The organism is Peribacillus sp. NPDC101480, from assembly GCF_050277335.1.
Lineage (GTDB): Bacteria > Bacillota > Bacilli > Bacillales > DSM-1321 > Peribacillus.
Genome location: NZ_JBNNSB010000004.1, coordinates 40,173 through 66,203, shown reverse-complemented (window position 1 = coordinate 66,203; position 26,031 = coordinate 40,173). Strand labels below are relative to the sequence as shown.

The following is a 26,031-nucleotide window of genomic DNA, read 5'->3' as shown; positions in this document are numbered from 1 at the left end:
GAAAATAAGAAGTCAGACGACTAACTACATAGGTTTTAAGCTAATTTCCAATCAAGTCCATAGCAATCAATAACGATAAATCCTCGTTTCATATGGACGTAAATCAATAAGGGATACCTCAGGGCAATCATCATAATTAGCTAGTAAAAGTTCCATTTTCCCCCAATAGGAAAGGTCGATTTGATGGTGATTCATACTAAAGTTACATATTACCATGACTGAATTATCATTCATGTTTCTTGTATAAATATAAAGTTCAGGATGATCTTCCCATAACAATTCATATTCCCCATAAACGAGGACCTGATGTTTTTTTCGAAGTTCAATCATCCTTTTATAAAAATGATAAATGGATGACGGGTCATTTTTCTGCTGTTCTACATTAATGGCGCGATAATTTGGATTAACCCTCATCCAAGGTGTTCCATGGGTGAATCCGCCATTTTCAATATCGTTCCATTGCATCGGTGTTCGTGAATTATCACGGCCGCTATGCCATATAATGTTCATGATTTCATCATGAGGACGACCTTTCGAGGTCTCTATCCGGTAGAAGTTTTTCATACCGACATCATCATAATCATCAATCGAATCAAATTGGACATTCGTCATGCCAATTTCCTGACCTTGATAAATAAAAGGTGTCCCTTGCATAAAAAAGTATAGGGCCCCTATCATCTTTGCGCTTTCCAACCAAAATTGTTGATCATTTCCCCAGGTGGATACACTTCTCGGCTGGTCATGATTTTCAAAAAACAAAGCATTCCATCCTTTGTTTTTCAGCCCCTTTTGCCATTTGGTCATTGTGCGCTTTAACCCTTGAACATCAACATCGTGATTCTGTCCCCTATTCCAAAGCCCTAGATGTTCAAATTGAAAGATCATATTGAACTTCCCCTTCGATTCCCCGACCCATTCTTCCGCCTGCTCAATCCTGACGCCATTGGCCTCACCGACCGTCATGATATCATACTTAGAGAAAGTCTCTTCTTTCAACTCCTGAAGGTAATCCAGAATTCCGTCCTGATTGGTATGCATTTCAAACGCAGGTACATACTGATGCCAATAAGGATTGGTCATATCCGGAAGGCCTTCACGCTTATGAATATGCGTGATCGCATCAATCCGGAAGCCATCGATTCCCTTATCGAGCCACCAATTGACCATTTCATATAATGCCTTTCGCACATCAGTATTTTTCCAGTTTAAGTCTGGCTGCTTTTCGGCAAATAAATGTAAATAGTATTGATTGGTCCTTTCATCGAATTTCCAGGCACTTCCGGAAAAGATGCTTTCCCAATTATTAGGCTCACGGCCGTCCTGCCCATCCCTCCATATATACCAATCCCGTTTCGGATTATCGCGGGAAGAACGTGACTCGACGAACCAGGGGTGCTCATCACTTGTATGATTCAAAACAAGATCGAGTATCACCTTCATCCCACGTCCATGAACATCTTTCAATAATAGATCAATATCTTCAATTGAACCGAATTCATCGGAAACTGCTTGATAATCACTAATATCATAGCCATTATCCGCATTGGGAGATTTATAAAATGGACAAATCCAAATAACATCTATCCCCAAATCCTGCAGGTAGTCAAGCTTAGATATCAATCCTTTTATATCCCCGATTCCATCACCATTACTATCCATGAAACTGCGCGGGTATATTTGATAGCAAACCGCTTCTTTCCACCAGGTCTTATTCATGCTGTAACCTCCCGATCCTGTTTTCCACAAAGCCTTAGGGACAATGTTTGGCGGCTACCGACAATCGAGAGGCATATGATTATTTTGGTTGGTTTCGTTTTGAACGCTTAATAACCAAAGCAATGAATATACCAAAAATAAGAAGAACCAATCCTATAACTAACAGGTAAGGAATATTAATAATCGACTTAGGTGACAGCGTGTAGACTTCTGTCGTCTCCCTGTCAATTACGATAGAGTAGCTGTTGTCCTTACTGCGGACCAGATCCCCATTCAGCATACCTCTCAACTCTTTATTGCTTTCAAGCTCCTTATCAGTAAGGTTTATCGTTTGAGTTTCAGTCGTATTGTTCATGGCGACGACAATCGTTTCTTCACCATATACACGCTTGAATACCGAAGCCCCACCTTTTTCATATAAAAGCTCCATATCCCCTTTTTTCAATGCTGGGTACATGTCTCTGAGGTCAGAAAGCTTTGTTATATATTCCACCAATTCCTGTTCTGTCTTAAAATTCATCAATTTATGATTATCCGGGGCAATATCGCCGTTCAAGGCAATTTCCGAACCATAAAATACGATTGGCACCCCTGGCATAGTATAAAGATACGACAGCGCCATTCTCCATCTGGAACCTGGATTTTCGTTATGGTCGGCTGCATCCTTTGTAAACCGGGGCATTCCCTCTGTATCCATGAACAATGCCTGATGGGCATTGCCCCCTAATTTATCTTCGCTTTTCGCAAACGCATCAAAAACAGGTTTCAATTCTTTATCGGGTGCAGCAAATGCTTTCCGTAGCTCTGAATTTTGCGGATAAGCCATAAAAGCATCGATACCCGTCTCCTTGTAGCTTGAAATCAATTCGGCATCACCTTGCACATCGCCGATTGTATAGAAATTTGATTTTTCAGATTTAACTGCATCCACAAATTCCTTCCAAAAATCCTTCGCTACGTATTGGACTTTATTTATACGGTATCCATCAATATCGGTTTCCGTTATCCACCATTTGGCAGCATCCAGTAAATATTTTCTTGTTTCCTCATTATCTTGATTCAAATCGGGAAGACCATCGACCCAGCCTGTTTCCAAATCCGTTTGGCTACCGTCCTTGGAAATCTTTTTTTCTTCATGGAACCAATCTTGTTTTTTTTGATCGGTCAGCCAAGTGGAGTCAGGCCCCACATTATTTGCTTGAAAATCAATAATCACCTTCATATCACGTTTATGTGCCTCATTCACGAGTTTTTTAAACTCTTTCATTGTTCCATAGTGTTTATCCGTTTTATAAAAATCGGCCACCCAATCGCCATGATAGCCTTTTTCATCGTTAGCGAAAATCGGTGAAAGAATGATAGCGGTATAACCCATATCTTTTAAATAATTAAGTTTCTTCGTGACACCTTCGAAATCCCCACCATTAAACGCGGAAGGGTCATTCACGTTCGCATCTCCATTATTTTGAGTATTCCCATCGAAAAATCTGTCGACCAATAATGAATATACGATTTCATCCTTCCAAGTTCGTTGTTCTTTTTCAGCTGCTCCTACTGGAATGGCGTAAAAAAGAAGCAACGGAATTAAAGCGAGTGATAACACTCTTTTTCTCATATCCGCTCTCCTCCTAGCTATCTCTTTACGCCTTTAAGATTAGCCTTTTGACCCCTTAACGTCAAATCCAATTTATAAAAAACTTTACACTAAAGGGACAAATTGGGGAAACTGGTTATGGTTTCTGAATTAAAAAAGGCAGAACATGATTAACGTTCTTTATTTATCGTCTTGACCGCTTTATCCAAAGCCCTTTTTGGTTTTACTTTTTGAGTGGTCATTTCATCCATGGCTGAATTCATCGGTCCCCATACCCTATTCATTTCCGGAATATTCGGTACTGGTTCAGCGTATTGTAATTGTATGCTTAAGGCTTGTGCCCTTTCATTTTCATTGATTGCGGCATTGTGTTTGATTGATTTATTCGGAGGGATTTCCCCTGTTAAATCATAACGCTGCATTGCATTATCATCATTAGTCAAATATTCAACTAACTTCGTAGACCAATAAGGATGTTTTGTGAATGCTGTTACATGCCAGCCTTTGATTTCCATGAACGTTTTCATTGGCTTGCCATTGGGCAATTCAGGCATGGGGGCAATTCCTGTATCCTTCCGCTCGGTAAATGAGTTCCCGTCACTCATGATAGAAGCCAAATTCCCTTGCATGAACAACTTTTCGATCGCTGCCTTGTCGCCTTTGGGAATCAAACCCGCCCTATACCATTTTTGGATGTATGCAGCCCCTTTTATGGCACCCTTATTATTCAAACCAATGTCGGAAGGGTCTAGTTTCCCATTCTTATCTTTAAATATATAACCTCCCATTCCAACGATTACTCCATACGAATCATGGAAACCATTCCATTTGGCGTAGTAACCATGAACGTCACCCTTTCTTAATTCCTTCGCCATTTTATAAAGGCCATTCATCGTCTCAGGAGCCTTAGCCATCAAATTTTTATTATAAAAGAAAACGGATGTGTTTACGGATTTCGGCAATCCAAATACCTTATCTTGATACATTTCCCCCCTAATTGAAGGTTCAATGAAGGCATTCAATACCTCATCTTCCACCTTAACTTCCTGAATTAAGCCTTCCTTCACGATTTGCCCGACTCTTTCATGAGAAAAAGTTACGACATCCGGGGCCTTTCCGTTTCCGATTGGCCCATCACGACGAAGCCGTTCATACATCTCGGTAGCTATTTCAAGCTCTTCATGCTCAACGTTGATTCCATATTCTTTTTCAAAAGCTTCAATCACCGGCTTTAGGGCCTCCGCTCTACCTTTTTCCTCCCAAATGATCAATTTTTCCGGCTTCGCTTCATTGCTGGCTTCGTCTTCCTTTTCCTTATTTTCTTCTTTCACTGCTTCATTTTCCAAATCTGAACTGGAACCACAAGCACTTACACTAACGATCAAAAACATGGACATGAACAAATGAAAAATCAGCTTCTTCACTTTGATTCTCCTTTTTAAAATGTTTATTCTATCATGTCCAAAAGCACCAAATAATACTGTTTTTTCAGTTCAGTACTTCAAATAAAGCCACTTAATGAAAGCGATGCCAAAGCTATTGTTATCATTATATGAACGGCTTTGGTTTTTACAACATTTTCCTTGGTGTATTTATTTCCTTGTAGTGATGAACACTTTTTGTTATTTTTTAGTTAATAAGTGCTTCTTTCAATTGAAATAGGGTATATAACCATATTGAAAAAGCACTTAACCTGGCTAGTGCAGCTTCATAGAGATCCCCCCTCATAAACAGCTGGAAAGTTTCCTTTTTCACATCCTCAAATACTTATAGAATTGGAGTGGTTTTAAATGGAATTTTCATCCATACACCATAGACCTAATGACAATTACGGCTATCCCATCAACACTGAAACCCTACATATCCGCCTACGTACGAAAAAACAAGATATCTCCTCAGTTGGATTGATTTTTGGTGATCCATACATATCAGATAATGGTCAATGGCAGTATGAAGAACTTCCCATGAGCTTGTCAGGCAGCGATAACCGTTATGATTATTGGCATATTTATGTGAAACCTCCTTACCGAAGAATACGATATGGGTTCAAGGTAACCTCAGAAGAAGAAAGTGCATTTTACACGGAAAAGGGCTTCTTTAAAGAAGCCCCCCGAGATCCAGGATGCTATTTCGCGATTCCCTATCTACATCAAAATGAAGTTTTCGGGGCACCGGAATGGGTCAAGGATACAATTTGGTACCAAATTTTCCCTGAACGTTTTGCGAACGGAAACCCCGATAACGATCCGGAAGGTGTGAAACCCTGGGGAAGTGAAGATCCGGCGGTGGATAATTTTTTTGGCGGGGACTTTGAAGGAATCATTGAACATTTGGATTACCTAGAGAATCTCGGCATCAACGGAATCTATTTCACGCCGATTTTCCATGCCCACTCCAATCATAAATACGATACGATTGATTATCGGAGTATCGATCCGCAATTCGGAACGAAGGAAACATTGAAAACGCTAATAGCCGAATGCCACAAACGGAATATCCGGGTCATGCTCGATGCCGTTTTTAACCATAGCGGCTACTATTTCCCCCCTTTTCAGGATTTACTCGAAAAGGGAGAGAAATCGAAATATAAGGATTGGTTCCACCCACACAGCTTCCCTCTTAAGGGAGGGGAAAGGCCCAATTATGAAACATTCGGTTTTTTTGAATCGATGCCAAAATTGAATACGGCAAATCCGGAGGTGAAAGAATATCTGCTCGAAGTCTCGGCTTATTGGATCAAGGAGTTCGATATAGACGCCTGGCGGCTCGATGTGGCAAATGAAGTCGACCAGCCATTCTGGCGTGAATTTCGAACAACGGTGAAAAAAATAAAGCCTGACCTTTATATTCTTGGGGAAATTTGGCATGACTCAATGCCATGGCTTCGCGGCGATCAGTTCGATGCCGTCATGAATTACCCTTTCACCAACCAAGTTTTTCGCCTGGTCGCCTCACAAACCATCAAAGCACGCGAGTTCACAGAAGAAATGACAGCCATCTATCACAGTTATCCGACCAATGTTTTTGACGTTACATTCAATCTTCTTGGAAGTCATGATACACCGCGGATTTACACGGATTGCGGGGAAGATCTAGCTCGAGCCAAGCTCATCCACGCAATCCTGCTGACATTCAATGGCAGCCCTTGTATATACTATGGCGATGAAATCGGATTAACCGGTGGCATGGATCCAGGGTGCCGAAAATGCATGGTCTGGGAAGAGGAAAAACAAAACACCGAGCTGCTCAATGAAATTAAGGCATTGATCCACTTGCGAAAAGAAGAACGATTACTTGCCAATGACGGGAAGTTCAAATTCCTTGATACAGCCGGAAACGAAAATATCGTGGCCTACCAAAAGTATAATGAAAAACGTTCTGTCGTGGTCCTCATCAATCCGACGGATGTCCAGCAATCCTTTACCCTCCCTTTTGATTTGGAAGGACGTACACTAACGGATTTAAGAACAAAGGAAACCACACAAGTTGGCAAATTTGAATTGAGCGGTTATCAATATAAAATTCTCGCAATCAATCATTGAGGCATTGAAAAAAACGGGGCAATGAAAATCGCCCCGTTTTTTTCATTCGATTATCTGGATATCATATTCTTTGAACCATACATGGGTTTGTGCCAAGTGAGCGAGCAGCTGTGGACCTGACATCAATTGCCCGAACCACGGCACTTTAAAAGCGGCACCCCTGGAATCTACTATATCGGTTAGCTTCTGCTTATCGAAAAACTCATGCAGCACCGAACTTTTATCCATCAGTAAGTCTTTCAACCACGCCTGCACACGGTCTGTATATATAGGGTTATGGGTTTTTGGATATGGACTTTTTTTACGATACAATACTTCATCCGGTAGCAGCCCCTCCAAAGCCTTCCTTAGAATACCCTTTTCACGGTTGCCTTCCATTTTCATTTCCCAAGGAATGTTCCATGCATATTCAACAAGGCGATGATCGGCAAATGGCACGCGCACCTCTAGACTTGCCCCCATACTCATCCGGTCCTTCCTGTCAAGGAGCGTCGTCATGAACCATAATAAATTCACATAGAAAAGCTCTCGTCGCTTTGCTGCTACACCGCTTTCGCCTTCCAATTTAGGCGTTTCGGCAAGGGTGGTCAAATAAGCTTCCTGCGCATATTCCTCAAGCTTCAATTTCTCGCGCCATCCCTTTTTCAATAAAGATACCCGCTCATCCGTAGATCTCATCCATGGAAAACCAGCACGATTCAAATCATCCTCACGATGAAACCAAGGATAACCGCCAAAAATTTCGTCCGCACATTCACCGGACAGGCCTACGACAAAATCTCGCTTGATTTCTTTACAAAACCAAAGTAAGGAAGAATCGACATCCGCCATGCCTGGGAGGTCCCTTACAAGGACTGCTTCCGTTAAATAATTTGTCAACTGCTCTTGGGTGATGATCGATGAATGGTGTACCGTGTTAAAACTATCCGACATCTTTTTAATCCAATACCCATCAGAGTTTGGCTGAAAATCATTTGCTTTAAAATAACGCTCATTATCCTCATAATCAATGGAATACGTATGAAGCGGCCCTTTCCCTTCTTTTTGATAGGCGTTTGCAGCAATGGCCGTTATCGCGCTTGAGTCAAGCCCTCCTGATAAGAAGGTACACAGCGGAACATCTGATACGAGTTGCCGCGTCACTGCATCTTCGACAAGAAAGCGAACCTTCTCGGCCGTCTCATCAAGAGTATCCCGGTGTTCTTCGCTTTTCACATTCCAGTATCTCCAAATCCGGAGGCCTTTCCTTGATAAGGTAAGCGCATGGGCAGGCCTTAATTCCTGGATATTATGAAATATGCCCGAACCTGGCTTTCGGGATGGACCAACACCAAAAACCTCAGACAGCCCTTCGCGGTCAATCTCCGTTTTAACATCCGGATGGGCCAGAATCGCCTTCAGCTCCGATCCGAAAATGAACCCGCCGTCCCTTTCCGCGTAAAAGAATGGTTTTACCCCCATGCGATCTCTTCCAACGAATAATTTCTGTTCCTTTTCATCCCAAATCGCAAACGCAAAAATCCCATTGAACAAGTCAATGCATTTTTCTTTCCATTCTATATAAGAAGTTAGCAAAACTTCTGTATCAGAATGACCGTTAAAGGAATATCCTTTTAATAATAGCTGTTTACGAATATCCTCGGTGTTATATAGCTCACCATTATAACAAAGCGTATATCTGCCGTTTTCGTGATTTTTCGTCATCGGCTGTTTTCCGCCTTCCGCATCGACAACCGTTAACCGTTTATGACCAAAGGCAACATGGGCTTCGCTCCAAACATTTTCTTCGTCTGGCCCCCGCTTTGCCAACGTTTTTGTCATGTTTTCCAGCGTTTTCGTTTTTGTCCGTAAATCTTTTTGAAAATGCACCCAGCCTGTTATCCCACACATTTTACACTTCATCCTTTCTATCCGGACTATCAAAAATATATTGGCTCCCTGTCTTAAAAAGATTTACAGTCCCTAAGTATCGCTCAGCATCATTCCGTAGGAACCCCCTGCCCACAACGCCCGGCGTCGTTAATGAATTGTTGAGCAAAGCATCCCGTGTTTAAACATAGCCTATGCAAAGACGGAAAGATGGTTATTTGTCCATAATATTTTAAAATATACAGTTATATTTTCATTGGATTTTGACTAAAAAGTAGGTGAGGATTCCACTATTGGAGGTATATGTATGAGTCAGCAACAACGAACTAAGTTAATGAACAGGCAAACAAGAGCTTTTACCGAAGGAACAGTGGAAAATATCAATCAACAATGGATTTTTTTCGATGATGAAACAGATGAGGCCTGCTCCATTGAAGACCACGTTGACAGCATCATCGAAGTCTACAGGGGTGGGCGCTGGCAGCAAGGAGTAATTGAAGAAGAGGGGAAAATCCTGCTTCATCGGGAAATCACCTTCTTAAGGGAAAATGAGCCCATTCGGATACGCAAAAAACTGCTCTACTCTTTTGAACGTTTATTGGAAGAATTGAACGACGATTCTTTTTTCCAATTTGTAACGACATTGAATTCACTTGATTTTTCTATTTATGATTGTATATATAGCTATAACCAGCTCACCTTTTTAAGGGCAGTCCCAAACCAGTCCGGCGTGAATTTCTTCACCTTTGATAACGAGAGCCAAATTTGTCTCGTTCAGCACCACTTTTCTTACGGGAAAAAGGATCATGATCGTTTTGAATTCACCCTGAACACCGGAAAAAGGATCGTCATTGAGAAAGTGAATTCACAATAACGGGTAAAAGAAAACGGGTAAATGAGATTTCCTCATTTACCCGTTTATAATTCTGTATTAAAAAAAGTCCATTCCTTGTGGCAGCGAAAGTCCTAAATAAAGGACGAATACAAGCGCTACGATAAACAATGTCCACATGGCACTTGTGCTTTTTCCTTTTTTCGTACGGACCAGCACCATTTCCATCGCCGCAATCACGATGATTCCAACAATCATTTTTACTGCGTAAGCACCAAAATCAGTGATCAGCATGCCGCCAGTAAGGAAAATCAATAGATAGAACAACCGTGTTATCATATGTAGCATTTTCGCTTTCGGGTTTTCACCTTTAAGCATCGAATATGTGACAAAGAAAAGAATGATTCCGATAACCCAAGCTGTAATATGCATATGTGTCATTTTTTTGCCCCCTCGTTCAGTTTCCATTTCATCATATCATAGGCTTTTACAAAAAAACAAAACTAAGGACCCACCTAATGGGTAAAACCAACAATTTAATGAACATCATTTACATTTCTTCTTAACTGGTCCCTACTTGCGCATAACCGGCTTTTTACCATATGTAAAAAAACGCCATATATATTCAACAGGTCCGTAATAAAACAGACCCATCCACAATAAGGAAAGCAGAATTTGCAGGCAAAACAGGGCTATTAGGAAAACAAATCCTGCCGTATAGGAGACTGATCCATATAAACCAAGCCCATATGAATAAAAAATGGCCGTACATACCATCGATTGGAACAAGTAATTGCTCATCGACATCCTTCCGATATACGAAAACGGTTGTAATAGGCGGGAAGCCCCTGCCCGCTCCGCCAAAAGCGCGATTGCCGTGATATAAAAAACCGTAAGTAACGGTCCTCCCAAATAATCCTGCACGAATATCGTACCAAAATGGTATACCGTCACATATGGCAGAATCTTAATTGACATCCCCAATAGCAAGCTTACAATCGATATCGTTTTCAATTGTCGTTTATATTGGGTTGGATTTTGGAGAAAGCCTTGTTTTGCAACGCCTGCTCCCATTAAAAAAAACGGAAAAATCGATAAAAAAAGGATAATGGCATTAAAGGGGTTGTTCACCATATACCAATCCAACGCCCTTTGACTCATTATTTCCGTAAATGTACCAGATTGATAAACTTCCAATGACTGTTTCATCATCGCCGAATCAGTCGTGATTGCCATCGCATCTCCTTCAAAAATGCCCATTATAAGAAATAGTGAACTCAATATCGCAAAAGGCAGGACATAACAAACCGAGCCTAGCAGAATTAAATTCCTTCCCTTCATCTTATAAAAAAACAAAAAGGCAAACCCCAATACAGCATAATTAATCAGGATGTCCCCATGCCAGATGAAAAAAGCATGAATGCATCCAAGTATCAGCAGGAAACTTAGCCTTTTCATATATAGCAAAGGAAATGAAGTACCCTTTTCTTCACTCCTTACAGCCAGTATGATCGCCCCGAAACCGAACAGAAAGGCAAATAACGGATAAAAGCTGGCCTGTGCGACAATATCACTGAATATATACAAAATCCTGTCCCATCCTCCAGCCCACCGCTCGGCACCATCTATGTACAAGAGAGGCGAGTGGAAAGAAGGCATATTCACTAAAAAAATCCCTAAAATGGCTAATCCGCGTAAAATATCGATGCTTACGATCCTCTTACTTTCCTGCATTGGTACCATCGTGCCCTTCATAGGTACACCCTCTTCCATCCATACAGATTTTTCTATAACTCCATTGCACCATCTTTAACTTTCGTGACCGCTTTTTGCTTTTTTATCAGTATGACAAACAAGCTGCCCAATAAGCAAAAGATTCCTGCAAGGAAGAATGCCCATGTATAGGAGTTGAATATTTTGAAGATAAGCCCTCCACCGTACGCCGCCACTGCTGCACCGACCTGATGGGCCGCGAATATCCACCCGTATACGATCCCGCTTTTCTCCATGCCAAAGACTTGCCTTGAAATGCTTATGGTCGGAGGAACGGTGGCAATCCAATCCAAGCCATAAAAAACGGAAAAGATGATCAATAGGCCAATTGAGCCTTCATTTAGCGCAAAAGGAAGTAATACGAGGGAAGCACCCCTTAGAGCGTAATACCAAAACAATAGCCAACGGTTATCAAAACGATCTGATAACCACCCGGATACAGTCGTACCAATCAAATCAAAGATTCCCATGAAAGACAGCATTGATGCTGCCGTCACAACCGGTAAACCAAAACTAATGCAGTAAGAAATGAAATGTGTGCCGATCAACCCGCTTGTCGAAAGTCCGCATATAAAAAAGCTTCCTGCCAATAACCAGAACTCCTTCACTCTCACTGCTTCAATCAACGACTGAAAGGCCATGGCGATGGGGTTCTTCTTTTGGACTGTAACAGCCTCCTGATTTTCCTCTTCTAATCCATATGGAAGAGTGCCCACTTCCTTCGGATTGTTTTTCATGAACAAAAGGATGATTGCCAGCATGATCAAGCTAAGGACCAAAATTAATCCAATCGCCCATCTCCACGAGTAATTCTCAATGATGATGGCTAAAACCGGAAGTAAAATGAGCTGACCTGTGGCCGTACTTGCCGTGAGTATCCCGACCGCCAGTCCCCGCCTCTTTTCGAACCAACGATTTGCCACATATGGGCTCAATACCGTTAAAAACACTCCAGAACCCAATCCAATGATAATTCCCCAGATAAGAATGAGCTGCCATTCATGCTCCATGAAAAAAGTGAGTAAAATCCCTGCCAATAAAGTGGACATGGCCAATACCATCATTTTCTTCAATCCAAGCACTTCAATTAAAGCGGCCATGAATGGACCCGATAATCCATAAAGAAACAAACTTATGGCGAAGGCTAAAGAAATGACGGACCGATCCCACCCGAACTCATTTTCAAATGGAACGATGAATACTCCCGATGATGACCTAACGATTCCGGCTACAATAATCGAGAAGAATGTTATGATTAAAATAACCCAGCTATAATGAATACGTTTCAATGCTCTCCCCCACAATCCAATTCTCTTAAAATAAACATGATAAAAAAATGAAAATTATTATAATTTGAAATATTTTATAATAGTAACACTTTCTCGTTAAACAGGAAGCTTTTTATCGAAACAAATTCCAATGCTCTTGAATGACCATCCTTATCCAACAATGGCATGAGTTACTGCGGCTTATTTACGAATGGAAACATATCGCCCCCGCAATCTTCATTTATCAAGTCCGATATCTTCCTAGCTTAATATGAAACCCCTCGAACGGGTGAACGGAAAAAAACGCTGATCATTTCTGAACAGCGTTAGCGAGCTTCAATTGACGAACCTGCCTGTTTTTCCCTTAGATTCCCAGTAATCATTACGGAGATGGATTTTTTGTATTTTCCCCGATGCCGTTTTCGGAAGCTCATCGACGAACGACACACTGGTAACTGATTTGAAATGAGCTAGTTTTTCCCGTGTGAAGGTCCTTACATCATCCTCCGTTAATTCCACGCCCCTTTTTGGCACAATGAAGGCATGCGGCGTCTCCCCCCACTTTTCATGGGGAACGGCAATGACTGCCGCTTCAAGAATGTCCGGATGTTCGTAGAGCACTCCTTCCACTTCTATGGAAGAGATATTTTCTCCGCCACTAATGATGATATCCTTTTTGCGGTCAACGATATCCACATTGCCCTTTTCATCAATCGTGGCCATATCCCCTGTATGCAGCCATCCATTTCTCAATGTCTGGCTGGTCGCTTCTTCATTTTTCCAATAACCTAACATCACTCCATGACTGCGGACGATGAGCTCCCCGATATCCACGCCATCATGGGCCACTTCCTCACCATTATCATGGATGACCCGTACCTCACTGCCTATGATGGGATATCCGGCTTTCGCCTTCATTCTGTATTTTTCTTTTTCCGAAAGATCATCGAATTCAGAACGAATCAGCGATATCAGACTAACCGGTGTCGATTCAGTCATTCCGTAAATTTGAATGAATTCCCAGCCCAACTCTTTTTCCACCCTTGTAACGAATGCAGGAGGCGGAGCGGAACCCGCAACAACAATTCGAATATCCTGCTCGAGATTCGGAACATTCCGTTCATAATACTGAAACAATGAATTCAGAACCGTTGGTGCCATATGCATGATGGAAACCTTATGCTTTTGTAATGCATCAAATATCGTTTCGGGGCTGGTTTTCCTCAAACAAACTTGAGTGGCACCATTTGCCGTATAATAAAATGGGGCACCCCACCCATTCACGTGGAACATCGGCAGTACATGCAAATATGTATCGCGGTCATTGACCCTGAAATGATGCATCGCACCCAGGGCATGTAAATAGTTGTTGCGGTGAGTCAGCATCACCCCTTTAGGATTCCCAGTGGTCCCGCTAGTATAAAGGAGACTCGAAACATCATTTTCATCCACGGTTTCCCGGTTAAAGCACTTGTCATCATAACGTTCCAGCCAACGGTTGTAATCGGTTTCATTTATTTCTTCACCTTTATAATGAACGATTATGTGCTCCACCGATTCAAGTTCATCCTTAACAGGGGAAATAAGATGATACAATTCCTGATCTACGAAAAGGACCTTTGACTCGCTGTGGTTCAAAATGAATACATAATCTGCAGGTTTCAAGCGGATATTCAAGGGAACGATTACGGCCCCAAGCTGAAACACCCCATAAAAGCCTTCAAGCATTTCAATTGAGTTAGGTGCCAAATATGCCACCTTTTCACCCTTTTTGACTCCAAGATTCCTTAAACCATTTGAAAGCTGGTTTACACGGCCGTTCAATTCTGCGTAGGTTAATACCCTGTCATCTCCAATGATGGCTCTCTTATCGCCATATAGTAAGGCTGCTCGATCTAAGAACTGCGATAATACTAATGGTACATTCATTTCCTCACCTCTGTTTTTATTTGAAAATTCTGAATTAGCATAATATTACCATATCTGTTTATAACATTTCAATAATATCCACCAGTGTTATATAACAATATATTGATAGGCAGATGAATCACATCAATCTTCAGTCAACATACAATACATTGAAACTCCCTTCAGCGCTAGGCTCATGCCTGAGATTCAGGGAAAAACCAGAATAAAAAAAGGGTGATTTTCTTGCCGGCCATCGTAGGAGTCGTTCAAGTCATCAACGTCGGTAGCAGTGGAATTGTCCATATTGGTGACGTCTTTAAAATTAGTCCCTATTCCACCTCAAAAACGTTTGCAGGTGCTGGCTCGTTTAATACGGGTGAATCCATATCCCTCTATAATGCCTATAGCACCACGAATACAAATGATACAGATGGTGTTGATCAGCCACTGGTCTTAAATCTCTAATGTTTTAAGAAAGGAGTCAGCATGATCTTCAATATTCACCAGACCATACAAATCAATATGATAAAAATTGAAAGCATCGCCAATTCATCCGTTTTTCAAATAGGAAGTGCCGGGGTGATCAAACCATATTCCACATTGGCCAATACCGGTGGATTCACTGAGCCTGCTCCACAAATTGAAGCTGATGTTACCCCATCAGCCAGTTTCGTCCCATTTACCCCTGGTTGATAGGCATTCACCTACATCCAACTTTTTCATATACTGTCATATATGAAATTTACTTATTGTGAAGGTGGGGTGTTGAATCGTGAATCAGGATCTCTATTCATATTCCATACAAATGCAGCGTTTCCTTGAAGCCCAGGATAAACGGATCATGAAACTTGAACACGAACTCAAACGCCTGACAGATGAAATTGCCGAGCTGAAAAATAAACCGCCAATCCATGTGGATAAAATTGAATATAAATTCGATCAGCTAAAGGTCGAATCTTTAGATGGAACATTGAATATCGGTTTAAATCCAACTGACCTTAACAACATTGATGAATTTGCCGTCAACAACCAACCCGTCCAACCAGCACCTAACCTATTTCCAGGCAGGGAAATCGTCGTCCAGGAAATTCATAACGATATACTTTCAGACTTGGAAAATATGATCAACGATGCGGAAACCCAGCTGAAAATATCATTGGAACCCTCTTATCATGACTTCATTAAGCAAGACGTCGAGCGCCAGCTTCATCAACGGATCAATATGTATTTCGATAATCTTTCTTACGCCGAACGTGCACCGCAGCAACGGGATAATGTCAAGGAAAAGATCAGGGAGAAGGTGAAATCCGATATTCAAACTGCATTATTACAATTCATTACCCATTCACAAGCCGAGACAGGAGGAAATCCAAATGGAGTTTAATGTAACCAATCACCAGCTTTGTGTAGGAGATATTAAAATTACCGGTGTAGCAAGCTCTGCCTTATTTCTAATTGGGGATGTACAAACGGTCCAACTTTCTTCAGCATTCGATACCCCGCCGGAATCCCTTATCATCGGGTCATTCGTGCCGCTTTCTCCAGAAGGATAAATAACATGTTTTCTAGAATATCAAAAGTAAAATCTTTATTATCCGACACGGTATCATTCAGCTCCACCCTGCAAATCGGGGATACTTCATATATAGATGGAAATGCCCTGGCTATAGCCGTTCAGAAGAAAAGTGAAACTTTCCATTCAGTCGATATTCATTTCGAAGACTATGACATTTTTAAGAAACCACTTTATATCCCGAGATTGAATGAACCCGTGATATCAAGTTTTTCAAATCCGAATCCCTTCATACGGGTCGGCAATATCAATATAATCGGGATATCTTCCTCATCTGTGGTTGGTGTGGGGAACGTAGGCCATGCACGTATGGAATCAAGAGTGAAACATATTCGGGAGGTTCCTAAAAAACCCGAAGAGACGCCAATCGAGGATTCGACCAACAACACTTAAACTTTTAAAGGAGGGGTTCATATGCCCGCCATTATCGGCCCAGTTCAAGTATTTAATGTCGCTCAAGGAAACCTGTTATTCGGTGATTGCGCCGTCATTTCCCCTAAGTCTTCCTCCAAATCGGTTAGCGGATCCGGCTCAGGGAACACGGCTGCAATCGTTTTTACGGCCAATGGCCTGAACGGCAGCAATGTCCTTGATGTCAATGGGGTCGACCAGCCCATTACAGGGAATAATTAGTCACAGAAAAAGCCTCCCATTTCCAGGGAGGCTTTTATATTCGGCTTATTTTTCTAACATGTTGAATACTTGTTCGACATCTTTGTCTCCCCTGCCTGATAAATTAACGATCAGTATATCATCTTTTGTTAACTCTTTTGCGAGCTTCATGGCGTGAGCTAGGGCATGTGAGCTTTCGAGAGCAGGAATGATTCCCTCTGTTTTGGATAATACCTGAAAAGCCTCAAGCGCTTCTTCCCCTTTTACCGTCACATACTCCGCTCGTCCGCTTTCTTTCAAAAAACTATGCTCGGGTCCCACGCTCGGGTAATCCAAACCGGCAGCTATGGAGAATGTCGGTTTTGGTTCCCCTTGTTCGTCCACTAACGTCAAACTTTTGAATCCGTGCAATACTGCCGGGACACCTTGCGAAATACTTGGGGCTTCAATTGGCTCTACACCAATTAAACGGACATTGTCTTCATCAATATAATGAGCAAAAGCACCGATCGCATTGCTTCCCCCTCCTGCACAAGCAATGATGGCAGTTGGCAGTTTCCCTTCCTTTTCAAGAATTTGGCGCTTTGATTCTTCACTTATGATTGATTGGAAATGTTTAACGATCGTTGGATATGGGTGTGGTCCCACTGCTGAACCAAGCAAGTAAAAAGTATTTTCATAGTTTTGCACCAAATCATTCAATGCCTCATCAACGGCATCCTTCAAGCGACCCTGTCCCTTTTCGACCGCTACGACTTTTGCCCCCAGCAATTCCATCCGAAAGACATTCAATGCCTGCCTCTCCGTATCCAGCTTACCCATATAAATCACACACTCCATGCCAAACATCGCACATGCAGTCGCAGTCGCCACACCATGCTGCCCAGCGCCAGTTTCTGCGATGATTCGTTTAGAACCCATCCGTTTAGCGAGCAGGATTTGGCCGATCGCGTTATTAATTTTGTGAGCACCTGTATGGTTCAGATCTTCACGCTTCAAGTATATTTTTGCCCCGCCAACCTTTTTCGTTAAATTCTTTGCAAGTGTTAACGGGTTTTCGCGTCCTACATATTCTTTCAGATAATATTTAAACTCCTCAATGAATTCGGGGTCATCCTTATATTTCAGGAATTCCGTTTCTAAAATATCCATTACTTCCTGAAGTTCACCCGGTACAAAGCTTCCGCCGAACTCACCAAAGTATCCCTTGTTCTTAATCTCACTCGTCATACTCTTCTCTACTCCTTTAAAAAGGTATTTTTCTCCACTAGTATATAGTAAGCATTTATACCTTTTCAAACTATTCTGTTTATTTATCCAAAAAGAAGCGTCCCACATCAATGGGACACTCCTTCTCTCTTATACTTCCAATAAATGCGAGCCGTCAAAGAAAAACAAGTAACGGCCGGTTACCTTCTTATTCATTATCCCTTCAACAGCCCGCGTATAAAGCTGAAGCTGCATCCGGTATCGATCGGCAAGAATCTCTTTAGCCCCTTCATACCCGCTGGCAAAACGGCCGGTGATTGTATCCGTTTTATAATCGAGAAGCACAAGACCTTGTTCATCCTCAAAGATACAATCAATTACACCTTGGATTAGGATCTCTTCATCTCCAGCTGCCCAATCGCTGTAAGCTTCCTTTGCAGGCAGCGACATCGTAAATGGCACTTCACGGCGAAGGTTCACGGCCTCTAGCATTCTTTGCCCGATTTCACTGTCAAAGAAATCGACGATCGTCTCAGGGTCCACAGCTTCTTTCTGTTCCTCCGTCAACAGTTCACGTTGAATCAAGTCAACCATCAGTTCCTGAATCGACTGAATGGTAACCTCTTTTGATAAATCAATATGCTGCATGACTAAATGTGTAATCGTACCCCTTTCAGCAGGAGTCAGTGACTTTTCTTGCATGAAAGTCGGCCGCTTCGTGATAGGCCGCTTAAATTTACGCAACAGCTCTGTGGAGCTTTGCTCGTCCTTGAGTTCATATTGACGTTTTAATTCAGAAACGGATTGCTTGGAACGATACACCGTTGCCTCATGCTCGGGGTACTCCCACTCGAGCTGTCCCTTGATATCATCATAAAACTCAGAAACGATATCAACCTTCTCCGATTTCTGGACATGTTCAAGCATTCGCTCTTGAACCAGTGCCTCTTCCTCATCCAGAACAGCAAGCTCTTCACTTGGAATGACGGAAATGGACCAATTCGATGGGTGCGACTCCATTTCCAAGCCAAGACCTGCAGCCCCAAGAGAATCCCGATGCCGGACAAGGGATGGACCAATCCAATCAAGATAACTTTTTGCACCTGCCCGTACATAGTCCTTCAATAGCCAATCTCCATGTGCCGCATTACTTTCCCAGTTTTGCTGCATCTTTTCTGCATCATTGATACTGGCAATCAAATAAAGCTTTTCCTTAGCCCTCGTTAGAGCCACGTAGAGGACACGCATCTCCTCGGCAATTAATTCAAGCTGCTTTTTTTTCTTAAAAGCCAATTGAGGGAGGGATGGATAAGTTATCCGTAATTCGGAATTCACATACTTTGCCGCAAAGCCATAATCCTTATCAAGTAAATAGGGCTTGCGTAAATCCATCATATTGAATTGCTTGGAAAGACCGGCAATGAACACGATCGGGAACTCAAGCCCCTTTGACGAGTGAATCGTCATCAGCCTGACTACATCTTCCTGTTCCCCTAAAGCACGAGCTGCCCCTAGATCATCTCCACGTTCTTGCATCCTTTCTATGAAACGCAAGAAACGGAACAGACCGCGGAAAGAACTTGCTTCATATTGCCTTGCCCTGTCATACAGCGCTCTTAAATTGGCCTGACGCTGTTTTCCGCCCGGCATCCCACCTGCAAAATCATAAAACTGCGTTTCGCGGTATAGCAGCCAGATCAAGTCTGATAATGCCTCCTGCCTGGCAAGCTTTCTCCACGTCACTAGTTTTTTATAAAAAGCAGTGGCCTTTTCATAAAGCCCCGGATGTTCTTCCGGGTCACTCTTTCTGTAAAAATCAGCTAGCGCTTCATAGTAGCTTCCTGTATGGAATAAACGCACCTGTGACATCTCTTCTTCATCCAATCCGACGATGGGTGAACGGAGAACGGATGCCAATGGGATATCCTGTTGCGGATTATCAATCACCTTCAATAGGGAAATCATGATGGCCACTTCGGTCGCTTCAAAATACCCTGTCGATAAATTGGCATAGACTGGAATTCCTTGTTTTTTAAATTCCTCCATGATTTGCGGTGCCCATGGCATCGAACGAAGAAGAATGACCATGTCCCGATAAGTGGCAGATCGGTACTTTTGGGTTTTCGTATCATATATCCGATGCTTTTCGCTTATAGCCTTTTTAATGAGCTTTGCCATCTGCCTTGCTTCGAGCTGCGCTTTTTCAAGCTCCTCGGCCTCAAACCCGCCTTCCGATCCTTCCATTTCAGAATGAGCTTCCGGATCGGCTGTTCCGTCAATTAAATGGAGTTCGATCGGGTTTGGATCGTCTTCGGGATATGGGGCGCCTTTTTTCAATTGGGCATCTTCATCATAATCAATCTCACCGACAGTAATGCCCATCAACTGTTGAAACAAGAAATTGGTCCCATCGAGAACTTCCTTTCGGCTCCGGAAATTGCGGTTTAAATCAATTTTCAGTCCGGAATCAACACCATCATGGGTAAAACGTGTGTATTTTCCAAGGAAGAGATTCGGTTCCGCAAGCCTGAACCGGTAAATGGACTGCTTGACATCGCCTACCATGAAAAGATTCCCATCATATTCGCCGTCGGCCGTCACAAGTTTTAAAATGGATTCCTGAACCAGGTTAGTATCCTGATATTCATCCACTAGTACCTCTTTGAACTGGTTCCTGTATTCAATGGCTGCCGCTGAGGGCTTTCGTTCACCATCCACCGTTTCCCCTGTCAAAATTTGTAGACAATAATGTTCCAAATCGGCGAAATCCACCAAGTTCTTTTCTGCTTTTGCAGCAAAGAACCTTTCATCAAACCGTTTAACAAGCATTACAAGTGTATCGACATATCCCTTGAGCTCCCTTATATCCCTCAAGTAGCTTTCCGGTTTACGGGAAAATAACTCTTCCTGTAACGATTTGATGATTTTCTTCGCCTTATCCCGATACTTGGTAGCCTCATCCGTAATTTCTTTGATAAACTCCGCACCAGAAAGGCGTTTCGCCGTCCCAAACTTCACATTTTGGATTTCTTCATAAAGAGCATTCCAGGATTGGTCCTTCACTTCCGAAAGTTTAGCAACCACGGCAAGATCGGCTAAATAGTTTTCAGCCCTTGGTGCCGGTCCCCCAGGGATTTTTGTCAACGCAAGCGAGCGTTCCAATAAATCTCTGGAGGTGTCCAATTGTAAACCAATATCGAACTTCAATGAATCGATAAACGAAAGATCATCAATCCCATCATCATCTGCCAGCTTATACATACTGGCGGCACCATCAAGCCATCGGTCCGGGTCTGGATTCGATTGCGAAAAATCATGCAGCGATCGAACGATATTCTGAAGTGCATCATCGTTTCGATCGCTAGTGAAAGCATCAACCAAATTAAAGAACTCTTCATTATCACTTTGGCCATACTGCTCCTCGAAAAGCTCTTCCATCACTTCATCACGAAGCAGCTGGATTTCCGTAGAATCTGCAATCCGGAAGCCCGGGTCGATATCCGTCAGATAATAATACTTCCTGATCACCTCTAAACAAAAAGAATGAAGTGTGGAAATCGAAGCACGATTAATCAAGCTCAACTGCTTACGCAAATGCTGTGAATGCGGATTATCATTGATCGCTTTTTCTAATGCCTCACTTATCCGATGACGCATTTCGGCAGCCGAGGCATTTGTGAATGTAACGACGAGCAGTTCATCAACATCGATTGGTTCTTCTTCTGAAATGACTTTTTGAATGATCCGGTTGACCAGCACCGCTGTTTTCCCTGAGCCTGCTGCGGCCGCAACCAGAATGTCCTGATCTTTAGCCCATATCGCCTTCCATTGATCTTCCGTCCAAGTCACGTCTCCTGGCAGAGCAGGAATTTTCGTTTTACTCATCGCTCTCCCCCTCCCCCCTTAATAGCTCAAGAACGTCATTTTGTTTTTTCTGTGCCAAATTCCTGAATTGGTTCTCCTCCAGTGACTGGTCGAATTGGCATACAGATTTAAAGGAACAGAAGGTACACGGCGTTTTTTCCTTTAATTTGTATGGTGTTATATCCACATCACCATCGACAATTCGATCACCAGCCTCCTGATAAATACGGCGCACATGATGATTAAGGAGCGAAAACTCTTCCCTGCTGGCAACTTTGGAAGCCGCAAGGAGCGATCCGTCCTTTTTAAATCCAGCTGGAATGATATCCGACTTACCAGGATTTTCAATATCAAGTGAGGTATCCATCATTTGAATGACATTTGAATGATCCAGTACAAGTCCATTCATTTTAAAACTTTTATAGATTTCTTCTTCAATTTTATCCAAGCTGAGCATTCCCTTTGATTTGACAACGGGATTATGCACATGAAAATATAAAACCCCGGCAGGGATCGCTTCTTTTCCAATAAGCGACTTGGAATGGGTGACGACGATATCAAGGTATGTCAACATCTGCAGCGCGAGTCCATAATATACTTCACTCATGTTCAGTTCCTTTTCACTCGACTTATAATCGAGCACACGCAAATAGACACCCTCATCTTCTTCCGCTTTATCCACGCGGTCTATTCGCCCGACCAATTCCATCTTCGTACCGTTTTTCAATGTGAAAGATAGTGGCGGCAGCTCGCCATTTTTTCCGAATCCGAGTTCTAATCCGATTGGAGCAAAACCGCTCACCTTTGCATGTTCACTTAATACGATCGAGGCCCGTCCAATCACGTGTTCCAGTTTCCTGCGTAAATAGTGATGGCGGTTCGTACTTAACAAGATTTGATTTTGGAGTTTAGGAGCAAGTCTCTCAACGGCAATTCTGGCCAGCTCCAAGCATTGTTCCGAAGTCAATGTAGACCAAGGTATATTATGTTCCTTCAAGTAATCGGAAATCATTTTCAACGCTCCATGGAACATCTCGCCTATATCCGGTGCATCCAAACGGAAAATTTGCCGTTCCCTCAATTTCAAGCCATGAGCGGCATAATGGGAAAACGGGCAGCTATTGAACATTTCCATCCTGGATACACTCGTAAGAATGCTCTCACCGTATAATTGCTTACTAGTTTCCTCAGATAATTTCTTTGTCCTATTTTGATAAAAAAGGCTCGATAAAACCTTAGTTGCTGAAGGACCGGCCCTTTCATCATCAATAATGGCATTATACACATCCCACCATAGTGAATGGATTGGATAGTTTCTTTTTTTCAGCTGCAATTGGGCAGCCAGGTACGATAGTGCCACATCATGATTCGCAGCATATTTCACCTGTTCCTCAGCAGGCAGATCGGACGGATCGTTCATATAATACACTTCGGAAACGTTAGGCAATACGTCCCTTACCCGTTTTAAATAGGATGAGGGTAAAAGAGCCTTTCCTTCCTCATCGGCAAGCGGATATGATAAATAAAGTGCCTCAGCAGGCGTAGTGAATGCTTTGTACGCTGTGAACTCCTCATCCAGCAGGCGCACTTTTGAACTTGGGGCAACATCAAGTCCGCCAGCCAGCAGCACATCACGATCACTATCTGAAAAAATTCCGTCAGATACAGCTTTTCCTGGCAAAACCCCTTCGTTCAGGCCGATAACAAAAGCTGTCTTCACATCATCCAGGCGGGATAAACCTAGATTAGCGACCAACACTTGGTCAATTGCCGGCGGTACCAAAGAAAATTCAAGAGATTCCAGACCAGCTTCAATAATTACTGCAAACTGTTTCATGGAGAGCTCTTCCCCGCTCAGCAGTTCAACGAATTGGTCCAATAGGTCGACAACCGCATTCCAAGTTTGCTCATGCTCTCTTGCCGATACCAAATCACCTGCTTCTTCTGCCTCTAGTTTTAGCTTTTCCAATTTTTCCGGCACATGCAATTCTTCAAGATATAGATAAAGGGCTTCACACAATTCCCTGCCATTAGCAGCCTTTTTAACACGTTTTGAGAGCTTCAAGATGGGCTCGGTAAATAATTGCTTCATCTCATTCAACTCTTGCTCAAGCTTCATTTCCTTATCCGTTTGGTTCCGGTCCTCGAGTTCCAGGCCGCGGAAGCGCCTGTAGGTCCAACGTTCTTTGGACGTCCACCTGCTTCCTTTAATGCCGCGGGCCAGCACATAGTTCTCCAGCTTATCTACCTGTTCGCGCATCCTATCATGATTTTTTTGCAGCGGAAATAGAAGCTCCGTCTTGATTGCACGAAATACCGGCTCATAACGCCAATAGCCATTGATGATCTCCAAAGTGGAACGAATCAGTTCAATCAGAGGATGATTCAGCATCGTCCGTTTGGAATCGACGAACAAGGGTATTTGATAATCCCGAAAAACGGTTTGTAAAATATCTGCGTATGCTTCCCCATTACGGACTAAAATCGCAATATCACGAAAACGGTGCTGTTTCTGTCTGACCAGCGACAAGATGTCCCGGGCAACTCCTTCAATCTCAGCTCTGCGGTTAACTGCCTGGGCGATCGTTACATCAGGTGACTGCTCAAACGTTTGTGCAGGACGAATGGCAAAATGAGTTTCCAGGTGATTCAGCCCTGGACTCTTTCCAAACCTTTCCGTCCCTTTTAAGATTCGATCTTCTGAAATCGGTATGCCATTCCTCAATCCAGACTGATAAAGGTGATGATAAAGATTACCCGTTTGCCTGAACAACTGCAAATCATCCGGGGCATATTGCCTGTAGGGCTGATCTAACGTCAGTGAGATCGTTACACTCCTGCACAGCTTCATCATTTCTTCCACAATCAATAATTCCTGTGGAGTCAAGCTATAAAAACCATCGATGTATATATCCGCATTCCTTATATATGAAGACTCTGGCATTTTCTCGATCAGCAAGGTGAAATAGTCTTCGGAATCTAAATATTTGTTGACCATTTCATCCTCAAAAGCCTGATAGACCAATTCAAGATCATGCAGTTTATCCTGAATGCCGCTGCCTGCCTGTGAGGTTTCTTGCAAATAGTTTTGAATGTCATCAGGTTGGATGCAATACTGCTTGAACTCGGCCAGCATTAGCTCCATCTGTGCAATGAACCCCTGCTTATCAGCAGATCGACGAAACATCTTTAACTCTTCCTTTTTATCTTCCATGATCTTCCGTATCAACATATTGACGCCGACACTGTCCAAATGCAGCCGGCTCATCCCCCCGGTTTCCTGAAGGACGCGCCATGCAAGCCTGCTAAAACTGAAAACCTGTGTCCGGATCATTCCGGCAAGGCCTGGTGTTTTAATTAATTTATATTCAGATAGAAACGTCATCTGATCAGGAACGAGGTAGATAATTGGATTTCCTTCGGGATCTTCTGCCAATTTGGAGCGGATTTCGTCCAATATATTCGAAGTTTTCCCTGCACCCGATCTTCCCAGTAAAAAACGGAGTGACATCTCTTTTTCCCCCTTACAACATAATATCTAGACCCATCATACCAGAAATACTTTCGTCTTTATGACTAGGTTTCTGTTTCCAATTAGATTTACTTTCTATTATTTTACCGTTTCCCTTTAAAAAACACCAATCGTACGTTCGCGTTTTCCCCCAAAAGAAAAAGCCCACATAATTTTGGGGCTTCCACAATCATTCACCTGTAAATTTAAAATTGAAATCATTGACCGGCCAATATCGAACATCCACTTTACCGACAACATTTTCAACCGGTATATAACCAAAATGACGGCTGTCAGCACTTTCAAGACGGTTATCACCCATGACAAAAAGCTTACCCTCCGGAACTTTGGTCATGTCCGTCAATTCTTTTAATGTAAAATCACCTGTAAAATCCTGTTCCGGGAAACCTTCCTTGAATTTCTCAAGATAAGGCTCATCCACTTTTTCACCATTTACGTAAAGCCAATCATCTTTATAACGAATTCGGTCACCTGCAATCCCTATGACTCGCTTAACATAATCTTCTTGTGAATTAGCATGAAAAACAATAATGTCAAAACGGTTGATATCATGAATCCGGTAATTGATTTTATTCACGACAAGTTTATTTCCATCTTCAAGGGTCGGCTGCATCGACTTCCCTTCAACATCATAGCTTGAAAAGAGAAATGTACGGATTAAGATGTAAATAACAAAAGCTATCATCGCTGGTTTTATCCAATCGGATAAAGAATTCTTGTTTGTTTTTTCCATCTAGTT

20 protein-coding genes are annotated in these 26,031 nt (G+C 42.5%); 8 read left to right on the top strand and 12 right to left on the bottom strand.

The genetic code is table 11. The annotated features are described in order from the left end of the window. Positions 1 to 66: 66 nt before the first annotated feature. The 3 genes from ACQKMF_RS14585 to ACQKMF_RS14575 all read right to left on the bottom strand — a co-directional run bounded on the left by ACQKMF_RS14585 (position 67) and on the right by ACQKMF_RS14575 (position 4,734). The gene (locus ACQKMF_RS14585) at positions 67 to 1,716 is read right to left on the bottom strand and encodes a glycoside hydrolase family 13 protein (protein WP_427573830.1); all 1,650 of its coding nucleotides are present in this window, start codon (positions 1,714 to 1,716) and stop codon (positions 67 to 69) included. Between the two features lie 79 nt (positions 1,717 to 1,795). After that, positions 1,796 to 3,331, bottom strand: a complete 1,536-nt coding sequence (locus ACQKMF_RS14580) for an alpha-amylase family glycosyl hydrolase (RefSeq protein WP_402941315.1) — start codon at positions 3,329 to 3,331, stop codon at positions 1,796 to 1,798. 149 nt (positions 3,332 to 3,480) lie between these two features. Beyond that, positions 3,481 to 4,734, bottom strand: coding sequence for an extracellular solute-binding protein (locus tag ACQKMF_RS14575; RefSeq protein ID WP_427573827.1), 1,254 nt, complete (start codon positions 4,732 to 4,734; stop codon positions 3,481 to 3,483). Between the two features lie 366 nt (positions 4,735 to 5,100). Between ACQKMF_RS14575 and ACQKMF_RS14570 the strand changes: the two genes are divergently transcribed. After that, positions 5,101 to 6,852, top strand: coding sequence for a glycoside hydrolase family 13 protein (locus ACQKMF_RS14570; protein WP_427573825.1), 1,752 nt, complete (start codon positions 5,101 to 5,103; stop codon positions 6,850 to 6,852). A 42-nt stretch (positions 6,853 to 6,894) separates the two neighbouring features. On the opposite strand, the gene asnB is transcribed toward ACQKMF_RS14570, so the two are convergent. Further along, positions 6,895 to 8,742, bottom strand: a complete 1,848-nt coding sequence (gene asnB, locus ACQKMF_RS14565; RefSeq protein ID WP_427573823.1) for an asparagine synthase (glutamine-hydrolyzing) — start codon at positions 8,740 to 8,742, stop codon at positions 6,895 to 6,897. Positions 8,743 to 9,028: 286 nt separating this feature from the next. Between asnB and ACQKMF_RS14560 the strand changes: the two genes are divergently transcribed. Next, on the top strand, positions 9,029 to 9,595 hold the full coding sequence (locus tag ACQKMF_RS14560; protein WP_020018810.1) for a DUF2777 domain-containing protein: 567 nt from the start codon (positions 9,029 to 9,031) through the stop codon (positions 9,593 to 9,595). A 57-nt stretch (positions 9,596 to 9,652) separates the two neighbouring features. On the opposite strand, the gene ACQKMF_RS14555 is transcribed toward ACQKMF_RS14560, so the two are convergent. From ACQKMF_RS14555 to ACQKMF_RS14540, 4 genes are all read right to left on the bottom strand, one after another. Then, complete coding sequence (locus ACQKMF_RS14555) at positions 9,653 to 9,994, bottom strand: YisL family protein (RefSeq protein WP_101224146.1); 342 nt, start codon at positions 9,992 to 9,994, stop codon at positions 9,653 to 9,655. Positions 9,995 to 10,126: 132 nt separating this feature from the next. Then, positions 10,127 to 11,308 carry a DUF418 domain-containing protein gene (locus tag ACQKMF_RS14550; RefSeq protein WP_427573821.1) on the bottom strand — a complete coding sequence of 394 codons (1,182 nt, stop codon included), beginning with the start codon at positions 11,306 to 11,308 and terminating at the stop codon, positions 10,127 to 10,129. A gap of 32 nt (positions 11,309 to 11,340) precedes the next feature. Next, complete coding sequence (locus tag ACQKMF_RS14545; protein ID WP_101224438.1) at positions 11,341 to 12,615, bottom strand: MFS transporter; 1,275 nt, start codon at positions 12,613 to 12,615, stop codon at positions 11,341 to 11,343. Between the two features lie 315 nt (positions 12,616 to 12,930). Beyond that, positions 12,931 to 14,523 (bottom strand): long-chain-fatty-acid--CoA ligase, encoded by a 1,593-nt coding sequence (locus ACQKMF_RS14540; protein ID WP_427573818.1) that lies wholly within the window; start codon positions 14,521 to 14,523, stop codon positions 12,931 to 12,933. 222 nt (positions 14,524 to 14,745) lie between these two features. On the opposite strand from ACQKMF_RS14540, the gene ACQKMF_RS14535 reads away from it, so the two are divergent. From ACQKMF_RS14535 to ACQKMF_RS14510, 6 genes are all read left to right on the top strand, one after another. Beyond that, positions 14,746 to 14,967, top strand: coding sequence for a spore germination protein (locus ACQKMF_RS14535; RefSeq protein ID WP_063577089.1), 222 nt, complete (start codon positions 14,746 to 14,748; stop codon positions 14,965 to 14,967). A 21-nt stretch (positions 14,968 to 14,988) separates the two neighbouring features. Continuing rightward, a complete protein-coding gene (locus ACQKMF_RS14530) occupies positions 14,989 to 15,195 on the top strand; it encodes a spore germination protein GerPB (RefSeq protein WP_402941294.1) in 207 nt (68 codons plus the stop codon). A 79-nt stretch (positions 15,196 to 15,274) separates the two neighbouring features. Further along, positions 15,275 to 15,886 carry a spore germination protein GerPC gene (gene gerPC / locus ACQKMF_RS14525; RefSeq protein WP_427573816.1) on the top strand — a complete coding sequence of 204 codons (612 nt, stop codon included), beginning with the start codon at positions 15,275 to 15,277 and terminating at the stop codon, positions 15,884 to 15,886. Continuing rightward, complete coding sequence (locus tag ACQKMF_RS14520) at positions 15,876 to 16,055, top strand: spore gernimation protein GerPD (protein ID WP_402941288.1); 180 nt, start codon at positions 15,876 to 15,878, stop codon at positions 16,053 to 16,055. The genes gerPC and ACQKMF_RS14520 overlap by 11 nt, the downstream gene beginning before the upstream one ends. 5 nt (positions 16,056 to 16,060) lie before the next feature. Beyond that, a complete protein-coding gene (locus tag ACQKMF_RS14515; protein WP_427573813.1) occupies positions 16,061 to 16,468 on the top strand; it encodes a spore germination protein GerPE in 408 nt (135 codons plus the stop codon). A 21-nt stretch (positions 16,469 to 16,489) separates the two neighbouring features. After that, positions 16,490 to 16,708 (top strand): spore germination protein, encoded by a 219-nt coding sequence (locus tag ACQKMF_RS14510; protein WP_095391926.1) that lies wholly within the window; start codon positions 16,490 to 16,492, stop codon positions 16,706 to 16,708. Between the two features lie 45 nt (positions 16,709 to 16,753). On the opposite strand, the gene trpB is transcribed toward ACQKMF_RS14510, so the two are convergent. The 4 genes from trpB to lepB form a co-directional block, all read right to left on the bottom strand. Beyond that, positions 16,754 to 17,917 (bottom strand): tryptophan synthase subunit beta, encoded by a 1,164-nt coding sequence (gene trpB, locus ACQKMF_RS14505; protein ID WP_427573811.1) that lies wholly within the window; start codon positions 17,915 to 17,917, stop codon positions 16,754 to 16,756. 129 nt (positions 17,918 to 18,046) lie between these two features. Next, positions 18,047 to 21,781: a helicase-exonuclease AddAB subunit AddA gene (gene addA / locus ACQKMF_RS14500; protein ID WP_427573809.1), complete on the bottom strand. Its 3,735-nt coding sequence runs from the start codon at positions 21,779 to 21,781 to the stop codon at positions 18,047 to 18,049. After that, on the bottom strand, positions 21,774 to 25,271 hold the full coding sequence (addB, locus tag ACQKMF_RS14495) for a helicase-exonuclease AddAB subunit AddB (RefSeq protein ID WP_402941275.1): 3,498 nt from the start codon (positions 25,269 to 25,271) through the stop codon (positions 21,774 to 21,776). Before addB ends, addA begins: the two co-directional genes overlap by 8 nt. A gap of 190 nt (positions 25,272 to 25,461) precedes the next feature. After that, the gene (gene lepB, locus ACQKMF_RS14490) at positions 25,462 to 26,025 is read right to left on the bottom strand and encodes a signal peptidase I (protein WP_230177350.1); all 564 of its coding nucleotides are present in this window, start codon (positions 26,023 to 26,025) and stop codon (positions 25,462 to 25,464) included. Positions 26,026 to 26,031: the final 6 nt, after the last annotated feature.

What these genes read in the sequence shown, in the direction of transcription:
- ACQKMF_RS14585 (WP_427573830.1), bottom strand. Translation starts at nt 1,716, where the DNA reads ATGAATAAGACCTGGTGGAAAGAAGCGGTTTGCTATCAAATATACCCG.
- ACQKMF_RS14580 (WP_402941315.1), bottom strand. Translation starts at nt 3,331, where the DNA reads ATGAGAAAAAGAGTGTTATCACTCGCTTTAATTCCGTTGCTTCTTTTT.
- ACQKMF_RS14570 (WP_427573825.1), top strand. Translation starts at nt 5,101, where the DNA reads ATGGAATTTTCATCCATACACCATAGACCTAATGACAATTACGGCTAT.
- asnB (WP_427573823.1), bottom strand. Translation starts at nt 8,742, where the DNA reads ATGTGTGGGATAACAGGCTGGGTGCATTTTCAAAAAGATTTACGGACA.
- ACQKMF_RS14560 (WP_020018810.1), top strand. Translation starts at nt 9,029, where the DNA reads ATGAGTCAGCAACAACGAACTAAGTTAATGAACAGGCAAACAAGAGCT.
- ACQKMF_RS14555 (WP_101224146.1), bottom strand. Translation starts at nt 9,994, where the DNA reads ATGACACATATGCATATTACAGCTTGGGTTATCGGAATCATTCTTTTC.
- ACQKMF_RS14550 (WP_427573821.1), bottom strand. Translation starts at nt 11,308, where the DNA reads ATGAAGGGCACGATGGTACCAATGCAGGAAAGTAAGAGGATCGTAAGC.
- ACQKMF_RS14540 (WP_427573818.1), bottom strand. Translation starts at nt 14,523, where the DNA reads ATGAATGTACCATTAGTATTATCGCAGTTCTTAGATCGAGCAGCCTTA.
- ACQKMF_RS14530 (WP_402941294.1), top strand. Translation starts at nt 14,989, where the DNA reads ATGATCTTCAATATTCACCAGACCATACAAATCAATATGATAAAAATT.
- ACQKMF_RS14520 (WP_402941288.1), top strand. Translation starts at nt 15,876, where the DNA reads ATGGAGTTTAATGTAACCAATCACCAGCTTTGTGTAGGAGATATTAAA.
- ACQKMF_RS14515 (WP_427573813.1), top strand. Translation starts at nt 16,061, where the DNA reads ATGTTTTCTAGAATATCAAAAGTAAAATCTTTATTATCCGACACGGTA.
- ACQKMF_RS14510 (WP_095391926.1), top strand. Translation starts at nt 16,490, where the DNA reads ATGCCCGCCATTATCGGCCCAGTTCAAGTATTTAATGTCGCTCAAGGA.
- trpB (WP_427573811.1), bottom strand. Translation starts at nt 17,917, where the DNA reads ATGACGAGTGAGATTAAGAACAAGGGATACTTTGGTGAGTTCGGCGGA.
- addA (WP_427573809.1), bottom strand. Translation starts at nt 21,781, where the DNA reads ATGAGTAAAACGAAAATTCCTGCTCTGCCAGGAGACGTGACTTGGACG.
- addB (WP_402941275.1), bottom strand. Translation starts at nt 25,271, where the DNA reads ATGTCACTCCGTTTTTTACTGGGAAGATCGGGTGCAGGGAAAACTTCG.
- lepB (WP_230177350.1), bottom strand. Translation starts at nt 26,025, where the DNA reads ATGGAAAAAACAAACAAGAATTCTTTATCCGATTGGATAAAACCAGCG.